Here is a 16,935-nt window from a genome sequence, read left to right on the forward strand (position 1 = left end):
CATGAGAAGCGCCATGCAAGTGAGCGAGTCATTATCGTTGATGCATTGCGTAATCACTGCCATCTTTAGCAGTAAATACCTTACAACGGCCTTCTGTTGGCTTACAAGCTGAGTGCAATAAACTGATCCACTGCTTATAAGGTGTAGGTAAGTTTTTAATGGGCATTTCTACCTGAATATCTTCAATGTGCGCCAAGTCATTTGTGCCAATCTCGCCTTGACGGTCAAAACAAATCTCCACATGGGTATCATTGTTTTTTAATACCACTGACGTTGGTTCGCTTTTGTGGCCGGTTAATGCCACAAATTGACAAGGATTTTGCAAACCAGATTGGGTGCCATCTTTTAAAAATGCCAACAGGTGAGTGTAGTAAACCACATAGCTGGTTACATCTTGATGTGAACCTGTCGCTAATGGAAATTGCGCATCTAAAAATGCTTTTGCGTTAATAGAGCGGTCTAATGGATTTGTTGTTGCCACAAATTGCTCACCAATGAAGTGGTTAAGGTTTTGGTTTGCTGTGGTGCTTGCTTGAGTAGACATGTTCATAGCCTTAATCCTCTTCTTTTTTATCCTAGGTCACATTATTAAATGTTGAATCATTCAAAATGGTTTTTAATTAAGCCTTGTTCGCAGCTTGATTTTTAGTCTATGATATTTTTCACAACAATTTCACAATAAAAATTTTACAGTGTGAATTATACAAAATGAGAAATGAAAAAAGCTTGATGCGTAAGACCCATTTTCTGGGCACAAAAATAAGAAACTTACGTAAACGCAATAACTTAACCATGGAAGATTTATCTGCTCGCTGCATGCGAGTAGACTCAAGCAATTCACCCTCTGTGTCATACTTATCCATGATTGAGCGCGGCAAACGTGTCCCTAGCGCTGATATGCTGGCCGTGATTGCGGCTGTTTTTCAAAAAGAAGTGGAATGGTTTTTAGATGATGTGCCCGAAGATCATGCCATTACCCCAGAAAAAGGTAACAAGGGCGGCATTAGTGGTATGCCACTTGAACCCAGCTTTTTATTCTCGAACGATATTTTACAAATTGCGATCCCCGAAATGCTGTCGCAAACCGGCACTAGCGGTCGCCAATTTGCCCATTTGTTAATTCGTGCTCACCAAGAACATCATCAAAATCACTTCCCTGATTTAGAGCGAGCTGCCGAAGATGTGGGTTTAAAACGCATGCCGTTAATGGCTGACGATATACTCGCAATTGCCGAGCGAATGGGCTTAGTGATTAAATGGATAGACCGTACACCTCAAGAAATCCATGATGAAATGGGGTTAGCTCGCGCCAATTAGTCACGTCATTTTTTGAGCCCCCAATACAATCTTCTTAAATAATGCATTGAAAAAACGCCCTCACCGTTTGAAATATGATTTAGCCGTGCATATTGGTCACTGCGTATTACATAACAAAGATGGCTTAAAATCGGTAATGACCTCGGGCCGCCGCGAAGAGATTGATGATGGTAATCCATTGCAATCAAATACCCTAAACGCTCAAGATATTTTGCACGCATGGCGTGATTTTGAATCCAGCTTTTTTGCCGGCGCCTTACTCTGCCCTAAAGTGCCTTTTAGACAATTACTTGACCGCCATGGTTATGAAATAAACGTGCATAAACAATTACAGGTATCAGCCTCGGTTGCCATGCGCCGCATGACAGTGGTATCACCTTACCCACATTGGCATTTTTTTGATGCTTATGCCCCGGGCAAATTAAAAGCGGTATATCGCGGTAATGGGATTCCACTACCTTGGGGTAATATGCGGTTAGTAGAAGATCCTTGCCAACACTGGGCTGTGTTCAGAATGATTAACGAGCCAAGCTCTGGAACATCAGCACAAATATCAATTTTAAATGTGGGCAATCAACCCCGAATTTATTGTTGTGAATCGATAAAAGTAGAAGACTCGGCTGGTAACCCACACGTGCTATGTGCGGGTATCGATTTAAACCCCGCTATTGATGCACAAGGCAAGGATTCATTGTCTATCGCTAATGATTTAAAACAAGCGTGCGTTTCTGGCGGTGGCTCGATTGCGATTCCAAAGCACATCAAAAAAGACTTAACCAGTGTGGCTAAAATTTTAAATATTAATTGGATTGAGCGAGGCATTAAAAACGATGCACGGTTAATTTGCTCGCGCGGGGCGGTGTGCCCAAGGCAACCTAGTTGCTACGCAGCCGGCAAAAATTTATGTGAAGAAATATAAATAAGTTTTAGCTTGAGTAGATAAAATAAAAGCGCCCACTCTTATCATTAAGCGGCGCTTTTACTTTTATACTTTTTAACTCACCTACGCTACATATAAGCGATTAGCTAAGGTGTTAATGGCCATTCAGGTTAACGATTCCACTGACTAAAAGGTTTTTGAGTTAACGCTGAATTGTAATACCGCTTATCACCCGTTACTTCTTCACCTAACCAATCAGGTTTAACAACCTCCTGCAGCTCAGTTTCAAGCTCTATCTCAGCCATCACTAAACCTTGGTTTTCATCGTAAAACTCATCAACTTCAAATAGTTGATTTTGATAGTTGACCAAATAGCGTGTTTTATCAATTTTACCTGGCTCACACAGCGCCAATAATGCTTGTGCTTCAGCTAACGGAATTTGCTTTTCCCATTCATAGCGTGATAAACCCGACTCATTCGACTTGCCTTTAATGGTTAAAAAACCTTGTTCGGCATAAATTCTGACCCTTACAGTACGCTCTGGTACCGAGCTTAAATAACCTTGCACAATCCGCACAGCTTGGTGAGCGAGTGATTTGTATTGTTCGCTGTTTACTAAATATTTACGTTCGATTTCTTGAGTCATGGTGATGATTAATCTAAAAAAAGAGACAACATTATACTCATTGGCTTCAGTGACTGTCAGTATTGCTGTATTGAGGATTCATCAAGCTGCAAAATCATCAAACGACAATAAGCGTTGGGCTACGAGATAGCATCAAAACTTGGTGACGACATTAATCCACTTTAGCAACCAATTCAGACAATACTTGCTTAAAGCTTTCAACCGGATGCGCACCATTCATCGCGCTACTGCGATTAAACACCACAGTTGGCACTGACGATACGCCTAACCCTTGCCAATATTGTATTTGTTGCCTTGTATGTTGACGATACTCTGGTTGACTCAGTCTTGCCATCGCTTGATCAGCATCTAAACCAACACCCGCCACTATTGCTGCTAATACTTGATGATTTGACACATCTTGCTGATCTGTAAAATAAGCAGCAAACAAGGCCAATTTTAAGTCTGTTTGCTTGCCATGCTCTTTGGCAAAATCCAGCAGAATATGGGCATCAAAGGTGTTGACCATCTTGCTGTCGTCACTGAAATTAAAGGTAAAGCCTATTTCTTGCCCTTTTGCGCGTAGATTGGCACGAGCTTGATCACTTTGCTCGCGGGTTGAACCGTATTTACGCATGATATGCTCACGTAAATTTTCGCCTTCAGGCGGCATATTTGAATTGAGTTCAAATGGCTGCCACTCAAGCTCTACCTGTTCTTGCAGCCCTAGCTCATTAATCGCTTTGGTCAAGTTTTTGTAACCCACAATGCACCAAGGGCAGACAATATCTGACACGAGATCCAGCTTAATTTTACCCATTTTTACCCTGTCCTTTAAAACATACAGCAAATTAGACTTTGATTTGCAATATTAAACGTTATTCAGTTGGAAACCATTCCAAAAGCCACGTTAACTAACAATTATTGCCAAAATGCTAGCCGCAACCAATTTATGACATTTCAGTAGCATAACCAAGTAAAGCTTCACAATTGCTCCCATTTTGGAATTGATTCCAGTCCTATGATGACAAGGTCAATTAAAACTAAGGGGTGATGACCTATGAATAAGATAGATTTGTTAGGACGCCGTAAATTTATAACCGGCTTGGGGATAGCGGCTGGCGCGGCAATGGTTGCACCTGCAATGGCAGTTTCTGAAAAAGCTACTGGCATCAAATGGGACCAAGAAATTGAAATTGTTATTATTGGATCTGGCTTTGCGGGCTTAGCGGCAGCAATCGAAGCGAAAAAGCTGGGTGCAAAAGATGTGCATATTTTTGAAAAAATGTCTTACTTTGGCGGTAACTCAGCCATTAATGGTGGCTTATTTGCAGCCCCCGTTACGCCAATGCAACAAAAAGAAGGCGTTGAAGATTCTGTTGAACGCATGGTTGCAGACCAACTTGCAGCTGGGCGTGGTATCGCCGACGAAGCCTTACTGCGCCATGTAGCCTCTCATGCAATGGAAGCGCTACAAATGACTTTAGATGCAGGGTCTGAATATCATCCATATTTACAACAATTGGGTGGGCACTCTGTTGCTCGTACTTACCAAACAACCGTAAGTTGTGGCGCTGGGATCACCCAGCCATTACTAAAAAAATGTCGTGAATTAGGTGTTAACACTCACAACCGCTCAAAATTTGAAGGTTTCTTAGTCGGTGAAAAAGGCGAAGTGTTAGGCATTAAAATGCGCGAAAACTATCACTTTGGTGAAGACCAGCCCGGTAAAATCATTCATATTCGTGCGAAACGAGGCGTCATTATGGCGACCGGCGGATTTGCACAAAATGTTAACTTACGTATGGCACAAGACCCCACATTAACCTCTGAAGTAGGCTGCACCAACGCCCCCGGCGCGACAGGTGAAGGTATGTATGAAATGTTCCGCCTTGGCGCCATTCCTGTACATTTAGCCCATATTCAATCAGGTCCTTGGGCATCACCAGATGAAGGTGGATTTGGTTATGTGTCTAACTACTCTATTTATAACTTCCCGCATTCCATAGCAATTAACCGCTTAACCGGCAAACGCTTTATGGATGAAATTGCCGACAGAAAAACCCGTGCAGATGCAGAACTTGCTTGTCGTGACGAGCAAGGAAATGCATTACCACCCATTTTAATTACCAGTTATGCCGATTCTAAAAAGCATCCTAATACTGAAAAAGTGATTAAGTACAATGTCGGGTGGAAATTTGATTCTGTTGAAGAATTAGCTAAGCATTTCAACGTGCCACTTAACCCATTAAAAGCACAAATTGAAGAGTACAACGGTTACGTCAAAACCGGCAAAGACGCACAGTTTGGCAAAAATATGACCAAGGCCAAAGATAAATATATTAAAGCTCCGTTTACCGTAGTTCGCTTATGGCCCAAAGTACATTACTGCCAAGGTGGTGTCATGGTTAATACCAAAGCAGAAGTCAAAGACAGTTTCACTGGCGAGCCAATTAAAGGGCTTTATGCCGCTGGTGAAGTATGTGGCGGTATTCATGGTGTCAGCCGTTTGGGTAGCTGCTCAATACCTGAATGTATGGTCATGGGAATGACCGCAGCCCGTAGCATGATGAAAGCTTAACAGCGCAAGTTAACAAGAGGAATTATTGATGAAAACATTAAAGATTATGCTTGCACTGGGTATGTTAAGTTTAGCCAGTTTATCTGTACAAGCAGTAGAAATTCGCGACCACCACAAAGAGGTTATTGGTAAAGATTGTAAAGCCTGTCATGACAAAGGTATTAAGCAATTCCCATCAGACCAAGCCTGCTTGCAATGTCATGATGTTAGTGAGTTAGCAAAACAAACTGCTAGAAGTGAACAAGACAAATGGCAAAACCCACACAATAACTTGCACTATGGTAAAGAGTTACCTTGTCAAGAATGCCATAGTGAACATGAAACCAAAAAGCCATTATGTAGTAACTGTCATACGTTTAAATATGACAAGCATAAAGAGTAGTTTTAAATAAACTCCACCCTTCATATCCCCCCCCAATTGGGATGCCGCATTAATTTAATTAATGCGGCTTTTTTATAATCTTTTCAATAATTAAGGCTCTATTGTGAAATTGACAGGCATCATAAAGAACTTAACGAGGCACAGTTTCGGCAAGTTCGGCTACATTGGCTTTAATCAATACAATCAATTGCTCAGTCGCTTCCGTTTGTGTATCAGGGTTAAGATATAGCGACTCGTTAAAAGTAGGCAATGGCGGTAAGTTATGCTCAATTGCATCTAAAACTAACATGTTTTCTGTAATCCGAAACTCTGCAATAGGCGCAATGGCTAAATCATTCTCTACCGCCATACAGAGTGCATCGGGCGAAGGCGTGGATAAAAGTACATTGATAGGCCGCATCGACATGTGATGATTCGCAAAAACTTGTGCTCGAATTGGGCAGTTTTCGGGATATAACGCCATTGGTATAATCTCACGTAAATGGGCGTTACCTTTTTTTGCACACACCCAATGAAATTTACGCTCGAATAACAATTCACCATGAATAGGCGCTTGCCAATGGGTTGCAACAATCACATCAAACTCACCCTGTTGTAAACGTTTATATAAATTGCCGCTTACATCAGTATCTATCACTAATTCGATACAGGTAAACTCACGAATAAACTCAATTAAGCAGCTATTAAGGTAACGTTTTAGATAGTCGGTCGGAACCCCAAGTCGAATCGTTTCGCGATTTTGACAGTCTTTTAAATCATCTAGTGCTTTTGAGCTCAATTGCATCATTTTGTAAGCATAATTCAAAAGCGTGTTTCCGGAATCGGTTAATGTCACACCTTTATTGTCTCTTATCAATAATGGTTGGCCGACGCTTTCTTCCAGTTTTTTAATTTGAAGACTTAATGCTGATTGAGTTCGGCATACCTTTTCAGCAGCCTTTGATAAATTGCCACACTCAGCAACTGCAATGAAACTTTCTAATAATTCAACTTTTAACATTGGCTATTTCAATAGTTCATAATGGTATAAGTATTACTCAATATGGAGTAGTCCCCAAGCTTGTTATGATGTAGTTGTGAAGTTGAAACCATAAATCAACAAAGCAAAAGGAGTTAATGATGAGCAGTTGGGAGCAGCGTGGTAATTACTTAGTTGAAGTGTCTCAACGATGCTTAAAAGGACATAAAACCTTTGATTTGTGTCGCTCTCATTTGGTGCAGGCAAGCCAAATATCAAAAGGCACTATTTATAATCACTTCACTACCGAAGCAGACTTAATTGTTGCAGTGGGTTGCGCCCAAATTGAACAGAGCTTAATTCAAGCCAAATCTTATGACGAGCTCTATCTTGATCCTTACCAACGCTTTATTTTTCATCACTGTCAGCGCTTATATACCATTCTTTCTCAGCAGCGATTTGTTATTGAGCGCGTGCTTCCCAACGAAGCTTTGCTCGCCAGTTGTAGTGATTACTATCGTGAGCGTTACCAAAAGTTAGCCGAGCAATGGTATCGCTGGAATGAAACCACAATCAGTCAAATTGGCCACGTTGCTGGTTTTGATCGAGTCGAGTTAGTAACCAATTACTTACGCGGTGCCTTTATTAATATTGATGATGGCTATAAACAATATGATGATCCAAAGCTTTACCATCAATTCAGTTATGCCTTAACTCAATTAATGGGTCATTCTGCCAAACGGATCCCCTCAGAAAAAGCCTTTGCCGATTGGTTAGCAGCGAAATCTTGCCACCCTCATTAGTCAGCTGTAATCAAGTTGAATACAAAAGTGGTAAACCACTTGAATTAATGACAAAAAAACGGTGATAACACCTGTTCTCACCGCTTGATAAAAGACGCTTTGTTCACACTAAAATTAGATAAACCTAATTTAACGCATGGTAACAAATTCCTCAGCTCCAGTAGGATGAATTGCAACAACGGCATCAAATTGTGCTTTAGTGGCGCCCATTTTCATGGCTACGCCAAAGCCTTGTAATATTTCGTCCATGCCAAAGCCAATGCCATGAATACCCACAACCACTTCATCATCACCTGCACACACTAACTTCATTTTACAGGCTTGACGATGTGCCGTTACCGCTGTGTACATAGAGGTAAATGTTGAGGTATAAACTTTTACCTTGTCTTCACCATATTGCTCAACGGCTTCGGGCTCAGTTAAGCCCATGGTACCAATTGCAGGATGGCTGAATACAACGGTAGGAATTAATGAATAATCCATTTTTGCATCAGGCATATTGCCAAACAAGCGCTCTGACAATAAACGTCCGGCTTTTACAGCAACTGGGGTCAGTTCTACCCCGCCTTTCATAATGTCACCTACACAGTAAATACCTTTTGCCGTAGTATTTTGCTGCTCATCGGTGATCACATAGCCTTTTTCATCTAGCTGAACATCGGTATTTTCAAGGCCGATATTACCAGTAGCAGGTGAGCGACCAATTGCCCAAATTAAGGTATCAACTTCTAAACTATTACCGTTTTCAAGCTCAAGCGTTAAACTGCCATCAGCATTTTTAACCACTTGTTTTGGAATGCTATGGGTATGCAATGTTGGCCCATCGGTTGCCATGGCTTCCACTAATGCATCAACCAAAATTGGATCAAAGTTACGCAGTGGTGCATGCTTACGTACTAATAAATGGGTTTCACTCCCCAGAGCATGCAATACTCCTGCAAGCTCAACCGCAATATAACCGGCACCAACTACCGCAACCCGCTTAGGCTGTTCACGCAAAGCAAAAAAGCCGTTTGAGTCAATACCGTATTCAGCTCCAGGAATATTGGGAATAGTTGGCGCGCCGCCAGTGGCAATCAGAATATGGTCTGCAGTATATTGCTCGCCATTAACCTCAATGGTGTTGCCATTTACAAACTTGCCGTAGCCATTCACTAGGGTCACTTTGTTATTAGCAAAACCTCGGCCATAGGCATCATGAATTCGACCAATATAGGCTTCGCGACTATCAACTAAAGTGTTCCAGTTGAAATTATTTACCGTAACATCAAAGCCATAATCTTTGGCGTATAAATGCATGGCCTCGGCAATATGTGCACCGTACCACATTACTTTTTTAGGGACACAACCTACGTTGACACATGTGCCACCGACATGCTGCGCTTCAATTACTAATACTTTTGCACCGCGCATTGCCGCGCGATTTGCTGAGGCGATACCGCCGCTACCCGCACCCAGTGCGATATAGTCAAAATGCTGAGCCATGATGTTCTCCACTTCATTGATTGCCATCATTGTAGGGAGGAATGACTAACGATGCTAGGCTGAATTTACAAATGCTAACGTTTATATTGGCACAGGGCGTGATCTCCCTGAGAAGGTCCGTCACCAGCACAGCGCAAGCAGGAATACTCTGACTTTCTAATGCCAAGTTCATCTTTTATATATTGTTTGCGCTCAGATTTAGGACTAAGCTTTTTTTCAAGCGCTTTGATTCTGGCACTTAACCAACGACAGCTAGGATCATTCGCAACCACAGCACTTGCCCTATCATGTTTGTCTTGCGTTGATGCCTTTTTTGCATGTTTGGCGCGAGCTTTGTTACTCGATTTGTGTTTTGTTTTTGGACTTGCATCGCTCAGCGCTTCACTGGCCTGATAATGTAAGGCTTGATTCACTGGAGGTATGGCTAAAGGATTGCCGTTGCTATCAAAAACCCCATCAACACCTAAGGTTACTGCACTTTGATTGGTCAATACTGGCTGACTTTGTTTGTGCGCTTGTTGATTTTGTGATGCCTGATTTTGTGATGCTTGAGTTTGTGATGCTTGAGTTTGAGCAGCTTGCCGTTGTTGAGTGTGAGTCGTTTGCTGATCCGATGTAAGCTTGTGCCAATCATTATTGGCCTGCGTTGTTGATGCATAAAAAACAATCAACAAGTAATAATAGATAAACCACTTTTGCGAAATCATAAGCCATCCTTGGAATTAAAAACGCAATCCTCCTGTTGCGCTTAAAAGTGTAGACGATTTATCTATAACTTGAAGTTAGAAACGCCAATTAAGGTGAACACCAGCAAAGGTTTGATCTAAATTACCCGTCATGGCCTCATCTTTAGCTTGCTGCTTAATATCGCCCATGGCAATGGAATGACTAAGGTGCGCAGCAATGACAATAGCTTCACTTATCTGATAACTGGCCTCAATCCCAAATTGAAAATGGTTGGCACCATCGTATTGCTCAGTCGCATATCCAAAGTCAAAACCTTGACTGACATAAGGCGTCACTGCAAGATTTTCAGTAATATCCCAAGGACTCTGCAACTGCACCTCAACAAAGTAACCACTCGCTTCGGTTGCATAGGTGTAATAAAGCGATGGAATTAACCACGTCACACCGCTATAACTGATTGATGCAAATAACTCGTTGTCTGATCCGCGCTCATCACCATAAAACTCAAGACGCTGATAACCAATACTGGCCTCAACATCATCATGCAGTGAGATAAGGTACTCTAAACCAAAGTTCCACTCGATATAATGCGTTTGATCGCCTCGTCCAAGCGCAGCATAAACCACTAAATCATCTTGGTTCACGCTCGCCACCGCCCAAGCAATGCCGCCCTTATCCAAGTTATCGCGACCCTCAGTGATATATTGATTATCCCAAACAATATCGATAGCAAACTCAGTGTCGGCCTGTACCAAAGGACTTAGCAATAATGCACTCAATAACAAACATAACTGTTTTTTTTGTCTTTGCATTTATCCCCCTCCACACAAACCAATCTCACATTTAATAACATTATAACAACAAGCTTATTGGCAGTAATGATAATGAGTTGCATTTGAGATCTGAACGTCAAAATTAATCATATAAAATCAGTGTAGATTTAATTCGGGAGCCTTATCACTTTTCTTTAATGAAATTTACGCTAGCGCATTCAGATACCGCTGTCAGACTTGAAATTAACAACAAAAGGCACCATTAATAAGCAATACACCTATTCTGCTGAGGAATCTTATGAGCAACCCATTGTTAAGTGGCACCGAATTACCTTTGTTCTCGCAAATCAAGCCTGAGCACATTCAACCTGCAGTTGAACAAGCCATCGCAAACTGCCGCAGCGCTATTGATTCCCTTCTTGCTGCCAACACGGTTTATACCTGGGATAACCTCATTGCGCCTTTAGAAGAGGTTGATGACGAATTAAGTAAAATTTGGTCGCCGGTCTCGCACATGAACTCGGTAGTCAGTAATGATGACTGGCGAGAAGCCCATGACAATTGTTTACCGCTTTTATCAGATTACGGTACCTATGTTGGCCAGCACCAAGCTTTATATGAAGCTTATAAATCTATCCACCAATCAGCTGAGTTCGCTTCACTTAGCCAAGCACAAAAAATGGTCATTGAGCAAAGCCTACGTGATTTTGAATTATCAGGCATTGGCTTAAATGATGATGATAAAAAACACTATGGTAAAATCGTTAAGCGTTTATCTGAATTAACAAGCGGCTTTTCGAATCAATTACTTGATGCCACTCAAGCCTGGACCAAACTTGTCACCGATGAAGCAGAGTTAGCTGGTTTACCTGATTCGGCATTGGCCGCAGCCAAAGCCATGGCAGAAGCCAAAGAGTTAGACGGTTGGTTATTTACCTTAGATTTTCCATCTTACTTACCCGTCATGACCTACAGTGACAACCGTGAGCTACGTGAAGAATGCTATCGAGCATTTGTCACGCGAGCATCAGATCAAGGCCCCAACGCTGGCGAGTTTGATAATACTGACAACATGAATGAAATTGTCGCATTACGCCATGAACTAGCCAATCTACTTGGATTTGAAAGTTACGCACACAAATCATTGGCCACCAAAATGGCTGAGACCCCTGAGCAAGTGCTTGGCTTCTTAAATGAACTAGGACAGCGCAGTAAAGCTCAAGGCGAGAGTGAATTAGCAGAACTGCGCGCCTTTGCCAAAGAGCACTACGGTGTGACTGAAATGGCATCGTGGGATTTAAGTTATTACGCTGAAAAATTACAGCATCATAAATATGAAGTCTCACAAGAAATCCTTCGCCCCTATTTCCCTGAAGATAAAGTATTATCAGGCTTATTTTTCACGGTAAACAAGCTATTCGGCTTAACCATTAGCGAGCAAAAGCAGTTTGATACTTGGCACAAAGATGTGCGTTTTTTCCATATTTATGATGCCGACAATGTCCATCGTGGCAGCTTCTACCTTGACCTTTATGCACGAACAGGTAAACGTGGCGGCGCATGGATGGACGACTGTCGTGGACGTCGCATTACCTCAACCGGCTTGCAAAAACCCGTGGCTTACTTAACCTGTAACTTCAACGGCCCGGTCGATGGCAAACCTGCGTTATTTACTCACGATGAAGTCACCACCTTATTTCACGAATTTGGACATGGTATTCACCACATGTTAACTAAAGTAAATGTGGGCGGCGTATCAGGTATCAATGGCGTACCTTGGGATGCGGTAGAGTTACCGAGTCAATTTATGGAAAACTGGTGCTGGCAAGAAGAAGCATTAGCTGAAATTTCAGGTCATTATGAAACGGGTGAACCATTACCTAAAGCATTGCTAGATAAAATGTTGGCGGCAAAAAACTTCCAGTCTGGCATGATGATGTTACGCCAACTTGAGTTCTCATTGTTTGATTTTAGAATGCACCTTGAGTTTGATCCCGCCAAAGGCAGCAATATTCAAGGCATTTTAGATGAAGTTCGCAGTCAAATTGCGGTATTAACCCCACCAAGCTTTAACCGTTTCCAACATGGATTCGCTCATATTTTTGCTGGCGGCTATGCGGCGGGTTATTACAGTTATAAATGGGCTGAAGTCTTATCTGCCGATGCGTTCTCACGTTTTGAAGATGAAGGAATTTTCAATCCAGAAACGGGCAAAAGCTTCTTAAACAACGTACTAGAAATGGGCGGCAGTGAAGAGCCAATGACGCTGTTCAAACGCTTTATGGGACGTGAACCCAGCATTGATGCCTTGCTCAGACACTCAGGTATTGCTGCGTAAACCACCAATAAAAACGACTCCTTCAAAAGCATAAACCTCGGTTTATGCTTTTTTATGTCATTGACCACTTAATTAGCTGATTAAAAGCCACTTTTATCAAATATCAGCAAGCAAAACATTGATTATCTGCATTCAACCGCGCCCTTATTCACAATAACAATCTAACAACATGAGACACTTGCCAGCTGGTATGACCTCTGTTAGCCTGTTGCGCTTACAAAGGAGTGGTAGTAGATGAATCTGTATTTCCGATTAATTTGGTTATTCTTGTGGCGCATTCGCCACTGTTCTGGCATTGGCTTTTTAGACACCAGTCGCCTAAGTTTTCGGGCGCTCCCCTTTGATTGTGATATCAATATGCACGTGACCAACTCGCGCTATCCAGCATTTATGGATTTAGCTCGAACGTACATGATTGCCGATATGGGGCTAATGAAAAAGTTCATCAAAATGAAATGGATGCCAATTGTTAATGCATCTGAAACAACCTTTATACGTGATATCAAGCCATTAGAAAAATTTGAAATAGAAACCAAAGTGGTCGGCTGGGATGAGAAATATTTCTATATCGAGCATCGTTTTGTTACCCCGCGGGCTTTGCACTGCATTGTTCATGTTCGCGGCGTCTTTGTCAGTAAAGGTAAACAAGTCCCTATTACGTCCCTTGTCGCTGAAGCAGGCTATGTAGGTGAACCGCCAGAGTTACCGCCAGAAGTGGTTAAATGGAAGCAGTTTTTACAACTCAAAAAAGAGCGAAATATGTAAACTTACGCGGTTAATAAATCCAATGCTATTCAGCCATCGTAATGATGGTTGTTTTGTTTTACCCTTCACTTTGTCACACTAATTAAGATTGGTATCACCATCAATAATGGAGTTTGTTTTGGCTAAACTGGAAAAATTTGCTGATATCCTTGCTCGCGCTTGTGAACGCAAAGGAGGTCTTGCCCATGTTGAAATGCGCCTACCTGATACACTTTTAGCAAGTGACATTGCCCAATATAGTGACGCAGAGTTACTGTCAGTGATGTCTAAACGGGTGTTTCAAAGTGGCTTTGTGTGGCGAGTGGTTGAAAACAAGTGGCCAGCTTATGAAAAGGCTTTTTTCAATTTTGAGCCGACGAAAGTATTGATGTTATCGCCTGAACAAATTCAGCAACGCGCTTCTGATGCAACGTTAATTCGACACCAAAAGAAAACCCAAGCCATAGTTGATAACGCTTATATGATCCAATCTTTAGCTAGCCAACATGGTAGCTTTGCAGAATTTATCGCTAACTGGCCTGTAGATGACATTGTCGGTTTGTGGCAATTATTGAAGAAGCAAGGCGCTCGTTTAGGTGGAAATACTGGGCCTTATTTTTTACGCGCCATAGGCAAAGAGACATTTATATTAAGTAATGACGTTCAAAGTTATTTAAAAGCGACAAAAGTAGTAGATGCTAGCTTTAGCTCAAAAACCGGCCTACAACAAACTCAAACAGCTTTTAATACATGGCAAGCAGAGTCGGGATTAACATTGGCGGAAATTAGCCAAATTATCGCCTTAGGTGTGGGTGATAATCACGTATAGTAGTTAACTTAAATAACAATTATTTTAATCACAGTAGCTTGCAACTTTTAGGCTGCTTGTTCTTAAAGCATCTATAACCAGTTTAATTATTGAGTAACTTGATAACGACTTAAAAACATTTTGGCTGATTCATCTGCAAGGTGTTTTCTTTGCTCATCATTTAAGAGCGGTTGGCAGATTAAAATTTGTGGCCAAAAGCACTGACCTTTAATTAAGTGCAAAAGTTGTTCGTTGGCAAATTTCGCATCTTCAATGTTGATTTTGCCATCCAAGGCCGCCGCTTTAATCCAACGCAATAACGCTGTTTCATGTTGCCTTATTTTTTCAATCTCACGGCTCATTTCTTCACTGTTGTAAAATAAATGGCCAATGGCAACCCGCGCCATGTCAATATGCTCTTGTGAATTAATAAATTGAATTTCAGTAAAAATAATGGCTGATAATTGCTCAAATAAAGGTTGTCCTGACAGATATTGCCCTTGGTTACTAGCAGTGCCCTTAAACCATAGTTCTCTAAGAAGGTGCATAACTAAAGCGTCTTTAGTCGCAAAATGATTATACACTGTCCGTTTAGATACCTTTGCTTCTTCAGCCAGTTTATCCATACTGGTGGCAGCCACACCTAATTTGTTAAACATGCATTTAGCGGCTTCGACAATGGCTTCACGCTTTTGTTGACTGAGGGTTTTCTTTTCAACTGTCATATCTATTTACAAATCTTCTTTGAGAATTTACAAAGTATACTACACTGAGCAGTTTACTTTTCAACAATAACTCAATAAACTACACCCGCCAGTTTACTTTTGAATCACTGAGTTGAATGATTCTACTTTGGGTTAGCTATATTCAAGGGCAAATTTTGAGCCATCATCAAAATAAGTTCGTAAACGTGAGTTGAAGCAACGGCCAAATTTATATGATGTCATAAAGGTGACTTCACAATTTGTAACACTGAACAAGGTTGATGTTATCTTCTCTCTAGCTCATTAAGGTCAAAAACCGTACAATCAGAACGATAAGCGCATTATCAACCTCAAAACAGTTAATAATTTGCCAAATTAGTTTTTACTACAGTGAAAACATAAACAAAAAAACATTCAGACGATGTAATCAACTAATATAAAAAATTATCGATAACTGTTAATTTTAATAGCAAATATTCAATAGGTTTAAAGCAAATTTAATACGTAAAAACATAATTCAAAACAAAGAGTTTAACATTTTTTTAATGATCACGCGCCACAGCGTATTTATTTACAATTTCGGTTAAGTAGAGCACGGTTAGTGACTATCTTGATTTGCTGTAACCACTCACAATACATAGATTAAATTAAATCGAAAACACCCAGTTTCACTGGTGTGGGATTAATTAGGAGTAGAAGTTCACATGCATAAAGCATTCAAAGTTGCCGCAGTAATAACTGCCACATTATGGTTAACGGCCTGTGGTCAGCAAGGGCAAGACAGCCAGTCACAGCAACCTCCGGCCGCTTCCGTTGGCGTAATGACAGTGAAAACTCAAGAACAATCTATTCTGGTTGAGTTACCAGGTCGCAGTCGTGCTTTTCTTGAGGCAGAAGTTCGTCCTCAAGTTTCAGGTATTATTACCTCAAGAGGCTTTACTGAAGGCAGCGAAGTTGAAGCTGGCCAGTCTTTATACCAAATTGATCCTGCCTCATATAAGGCAATATTAACCAGTGCCAAAGCTGATTTAGCGCGCGCTGAAGCAGTATTATACTCAGCCGCAGCGAAAGCGAAGCGATACAAAAATCTAATTAAAACCAATAACATTTCTGAACAAGATTACATTGAAGCAGAAGCAGCACACCAAGAAGCGTTAGCTTCTGTTGAAGTAGCTAAGGCGCAAATTAATAGCGCAAAAATCAATGTTGAATACACAGAAGTAAAAGCGCCAATTTCAGGCCGTATTGGTAAGTCATCAGTTACACCTGGAGCACTAGTCACAGCTAATCAAAGCACGACGTTAGCAACCATTCAGCAATTAGACCCGATAAATGTTGATATTACACAGTCAAGCGCACAGATGTTGCGTCTACAAACACAACTTAAAGCGGGTAAGTTACAAAAAGCAGAGAACGCCTTAGTGACTTTAGTGCTTGAAGATGGCTCCATTTATGACCAACAAGGTGTGCTCAAGTTTGCTGAAGTGAGTGTTGACGAAGCTACAGGTTCGGTCATTATTCGCGCTGAGTTCCCTAACCCTGATGGCATATTATTACCAGGTATGTATGTACGTGCTCGTGTTGCAACGGGTACCGATCCAAAAGCGATTTTAGTACCACAAAAAGCCATTACTCGTAACACCAAAGGTGAAGCTGTAGCAATGATTGTTAATGCTGAAAACATTGTTGAAATGCGTGTAGTAAGAACGGCAGAAGTCATTGACAATAATTGGCGAATTGTTGGGGGCTTAAATGTTGGCGACAAAGTTATTATTGAAGGTTTACAAAAAATTCGCCCTGGCGTAACTGTTTCACCGCAAGCAATCAGTGCTAACTCAGCCCAATAATA

At 41.3% G+C, this 16,935-nt stretch carries 15 protein-coding genes and 1 pseudogene; 8 read left to right on the forward strand and 8 right to left on the reverse strand.

Going from position 1 to position 16,935, the window contains the following annotated elements; translation table 11 throughout:
• Positions 1 to 31: 31 nt before the first annotated feature.
• Positions 32 to 550 carry a malate synthase gene (locus HBH39_RS16800; RefSeq protein WP_167679782.1) on the reverse strand — a complete coding sequence of 173 codons (519 nt, stop codon included), beginning with the start codon at positions 548 to 550 and terminating at the stop codon, positions 32 to 34.
• A gap of 158 nt (positions 551 to 708) precedes the next feature.
• On the opposite strand from HBH39_RS16800, the pseudogene HBH39_RS16805 reads away from it, so the two are divergent.
• Positions 709 to 2,236, forward strand: a pseudogene (locus tag HBH39_RS16805) (DUF3612 domain-containing protein).
• A 131-nt stretch (positions 2,237 to 2,367) separates the two neighbouring features.
• Here the strand turns inward: HBH39_RS16805 and HBH39_RS16810 are convergent.
• A complete protein-coding gene (locus tag HBH39_RS16810; RefSeq protein ID WP_167679783.1) occupies positions 2,368 to 2,844 on the reverse strand; it encodes a CYTH domain-containing protein in 477 nt (158 codons plus the stop codon).
• A 151-nt stretch (positions 2,845 to 2,995) separates the two neighbouring features.
• On the reverse strand, positions 2,996 to 3,643 hold the full coding sequence (locus HBH39_RS16815) for a DsbA family oxidoreductase (RefSeq protein ID WP_167679784.1): 648 nt from the start codon (positions 3,641 to 3,643) through the stop codon (positions 2,996 to 2,998).
• Positions 3,644 to 3,883: 240 nt separating this feature from the next.
• Here HBH39_RS16815 and HBH39_RS16820 point away from each other — a divergent pair, with 240 nt between their 5' ends.
• A complete protein-coding gene (locus tag HBH39_RS16820; RefSeq protein ID WP_167679785.1) occupies positions 3,884 to 5,404 on the forward strand; it encodes a flavocytochrome c in 1,521 nt (506 codons plus the stop codon).
• A 28-nt stretch (positions 5,405 to 5,432) separates the two neighbouring features.
• Positions 5,433 to 5,786, forward strand: a complete 354-nt coding sequence (locus HBH39_RS16825; RefSeq protein ID WP_167679786.1) for a cytochrome c3 family protein — start codon at positions 5,433 to 5,435, stop codon at positions 5,784 to 5,786.
• Positions 5,787 to 5,916: 130 nt separating this feature from the next.
• On the opposite strand, the gene HBH39_RS16830 is transcribed toward HBH39_RS16825, so the two are convergent.
• A complete protein-coding gene (locus tag HBH39_RS16830) occupies positions 5,917 to 6,786 on the reverse strand; it encodes a LysR family transcriptional regulator (RefSeq protein ID WP_167679787.1) in 870 nt (289 codons plus the stop codon).
• Positions 6,787 to 6,905: 119 nt separating this feature from the next.
• Here HBH39_RS16830 and HBH39_RS16835 point away from each other — a divergent pair, with 119 nt between their 5' ends.
• Positions 6,906 to 7,547, forward strand: coding sequence for a TetR/AcrR family transcriptional regulator (locus HBH39_RS16835; RefSeq protein ID WP_167680136.1), 642 nt, complete (start codon positions 6,906 to 6,908; stop codon positions 7,545 to 7,547).
• A gap of 129 nt (positions 7,548 to 7,676) precedes the next feature.
• On the opposite strand, the gene gorA is transcribed toward HBH39_RS16835, so the two are convergent.
• The 3 genes from gorA to HBH39_RS16850 all read right to left on the reverse strand — a co-directional run bounded on the left by gorA (position 7,677) and on the right by HBH39_RS16850 (position 10,531).
• Positions 7,677 to 9,032 carry a glutathione-disulfide reductase gene (gene gorA, locus HBH39_RS16840; RefSeq protein ID WP_167679788.1) on the reverse strand — a complete coding sequence of 452 codons (1,356 nt, stop codon included), beginning with the start codon at positions 9,030 to 9,032 and terminating at the stop codon, positions 7,677 to 7,679.
• Between the two features lie 74 nt (positions 9,033 to 9,106).
• On the reverse strand, positions 9,107 to 9,739 hold the full coding sequence (locus HBH39_RS16845; RefSeq protein WP_167679789.1) for a hypothetical protein: 633 nt from the start codon (positions 9,737 to 9,739) through the stop codon (positions 9,107 to 9,109).
• 75 nt (positions 9,740 to 9,814) lie between these two features.
• Positions 9,815 to 10,531, reverse strand: coding sequence for a hypothetical protein (locus tag HBH39_RS16850; RefSeq protein WP_167679790.1), 717 nt, complete (start codon positions 10,529 to 10,531; stop codon positions 9,815 to 9,817).
• 259 nt (positions 10,532 to 10,790) lie between these two features.
• Between HBH39_RS16850 and prlC the strand changes: the two genes are divergently transcribed.
• The 3 genes from prlC (at position 10,791) to HBH39_RS16865 (ending at position 14,403) form a co-directional block, all read left to right on the forward strand.
• A complete protein-coding gene (gene prlC / locus HBH39_RS16855) occupies positions 10,791 to 12,830 on the forward strand; it encodes an oligopeptidase A (RefSeq protein ID WP_167679791.1) in 2,040 nt (679 codons plus the stop codon).
• 234 nt (positions 12,831 to 13,064) lie between these two features.
• Positions 13,065 to 13,595, forward strand: a complete 531-nt coding sequence (locus HBH39_RS16860; protein WP_167679792.1) for a thioesterase family protein — start codon at positions 13,065 to 13,067, stop codon at positions 13,593 to 13,595.
• A 118-nt stretch (positions 13,596 to 13,713) separates the two neighbouring features.
• Entirely contained in the window at positions 13,714 to 14,403 is a 690-nt protein-coding gene (locus HBH39_RS16865; RefSeq protein ID WP_167679793.1) for a DNA-3-methyladenine glycosylase I, read from the forward strand.
• 86 nt (positions 14,404 to 14,489) lie between these two features.
• Here HBH39_RS16865 and HBH39_RS16870 read toward each other — a convergent pair whose 3' ends face one another.
• Positions 14,490 to 15,107 carry a TetR/AcrR family transcriptional regulator gene (locus tag HBH39_RS16870; protein WP_167679794.1) on the reverse strand — a complete coding sequence of 206 codons (618 nt, stop codon included), beginning with the start codon at positions 15,105 to 15,107 and terminating at the stop codon, positions 14,490 to 14,492.
• A gap of 683 nt (positions 15,108 to 15,790) precedes the next feature.
• Between HBH39_RS16870 and HBH39_RS16875 the strand changes: the two genes are divergently transcribed.
• The gene (locus HBH39_RS16875; RefSeq protein ID WP_167679795.1) at positions 15,791 to 16,933 is read left to right on the forward strand and encodes an efflux RND transporter periplasmic adaptor subunit; all 1,143 of its coding nucleotides are present in this window, start codon (positions 15,791 to 15,793) and stop codon (positions 16,931 to 16,933) included.
• The last annotated feature ends 2 nt before the right edge of the window (positions 16,934 to 16,935 follow it).

The organism is Shewanella aestuarii, assembly GCF_011765625.1.
Lineage (GTDB): Bacteria > Pseudomonadota > Gammaproteobacteria > Enterobacterales > Shewanellaceae > Shewanella > Shewanella aestuarii_A.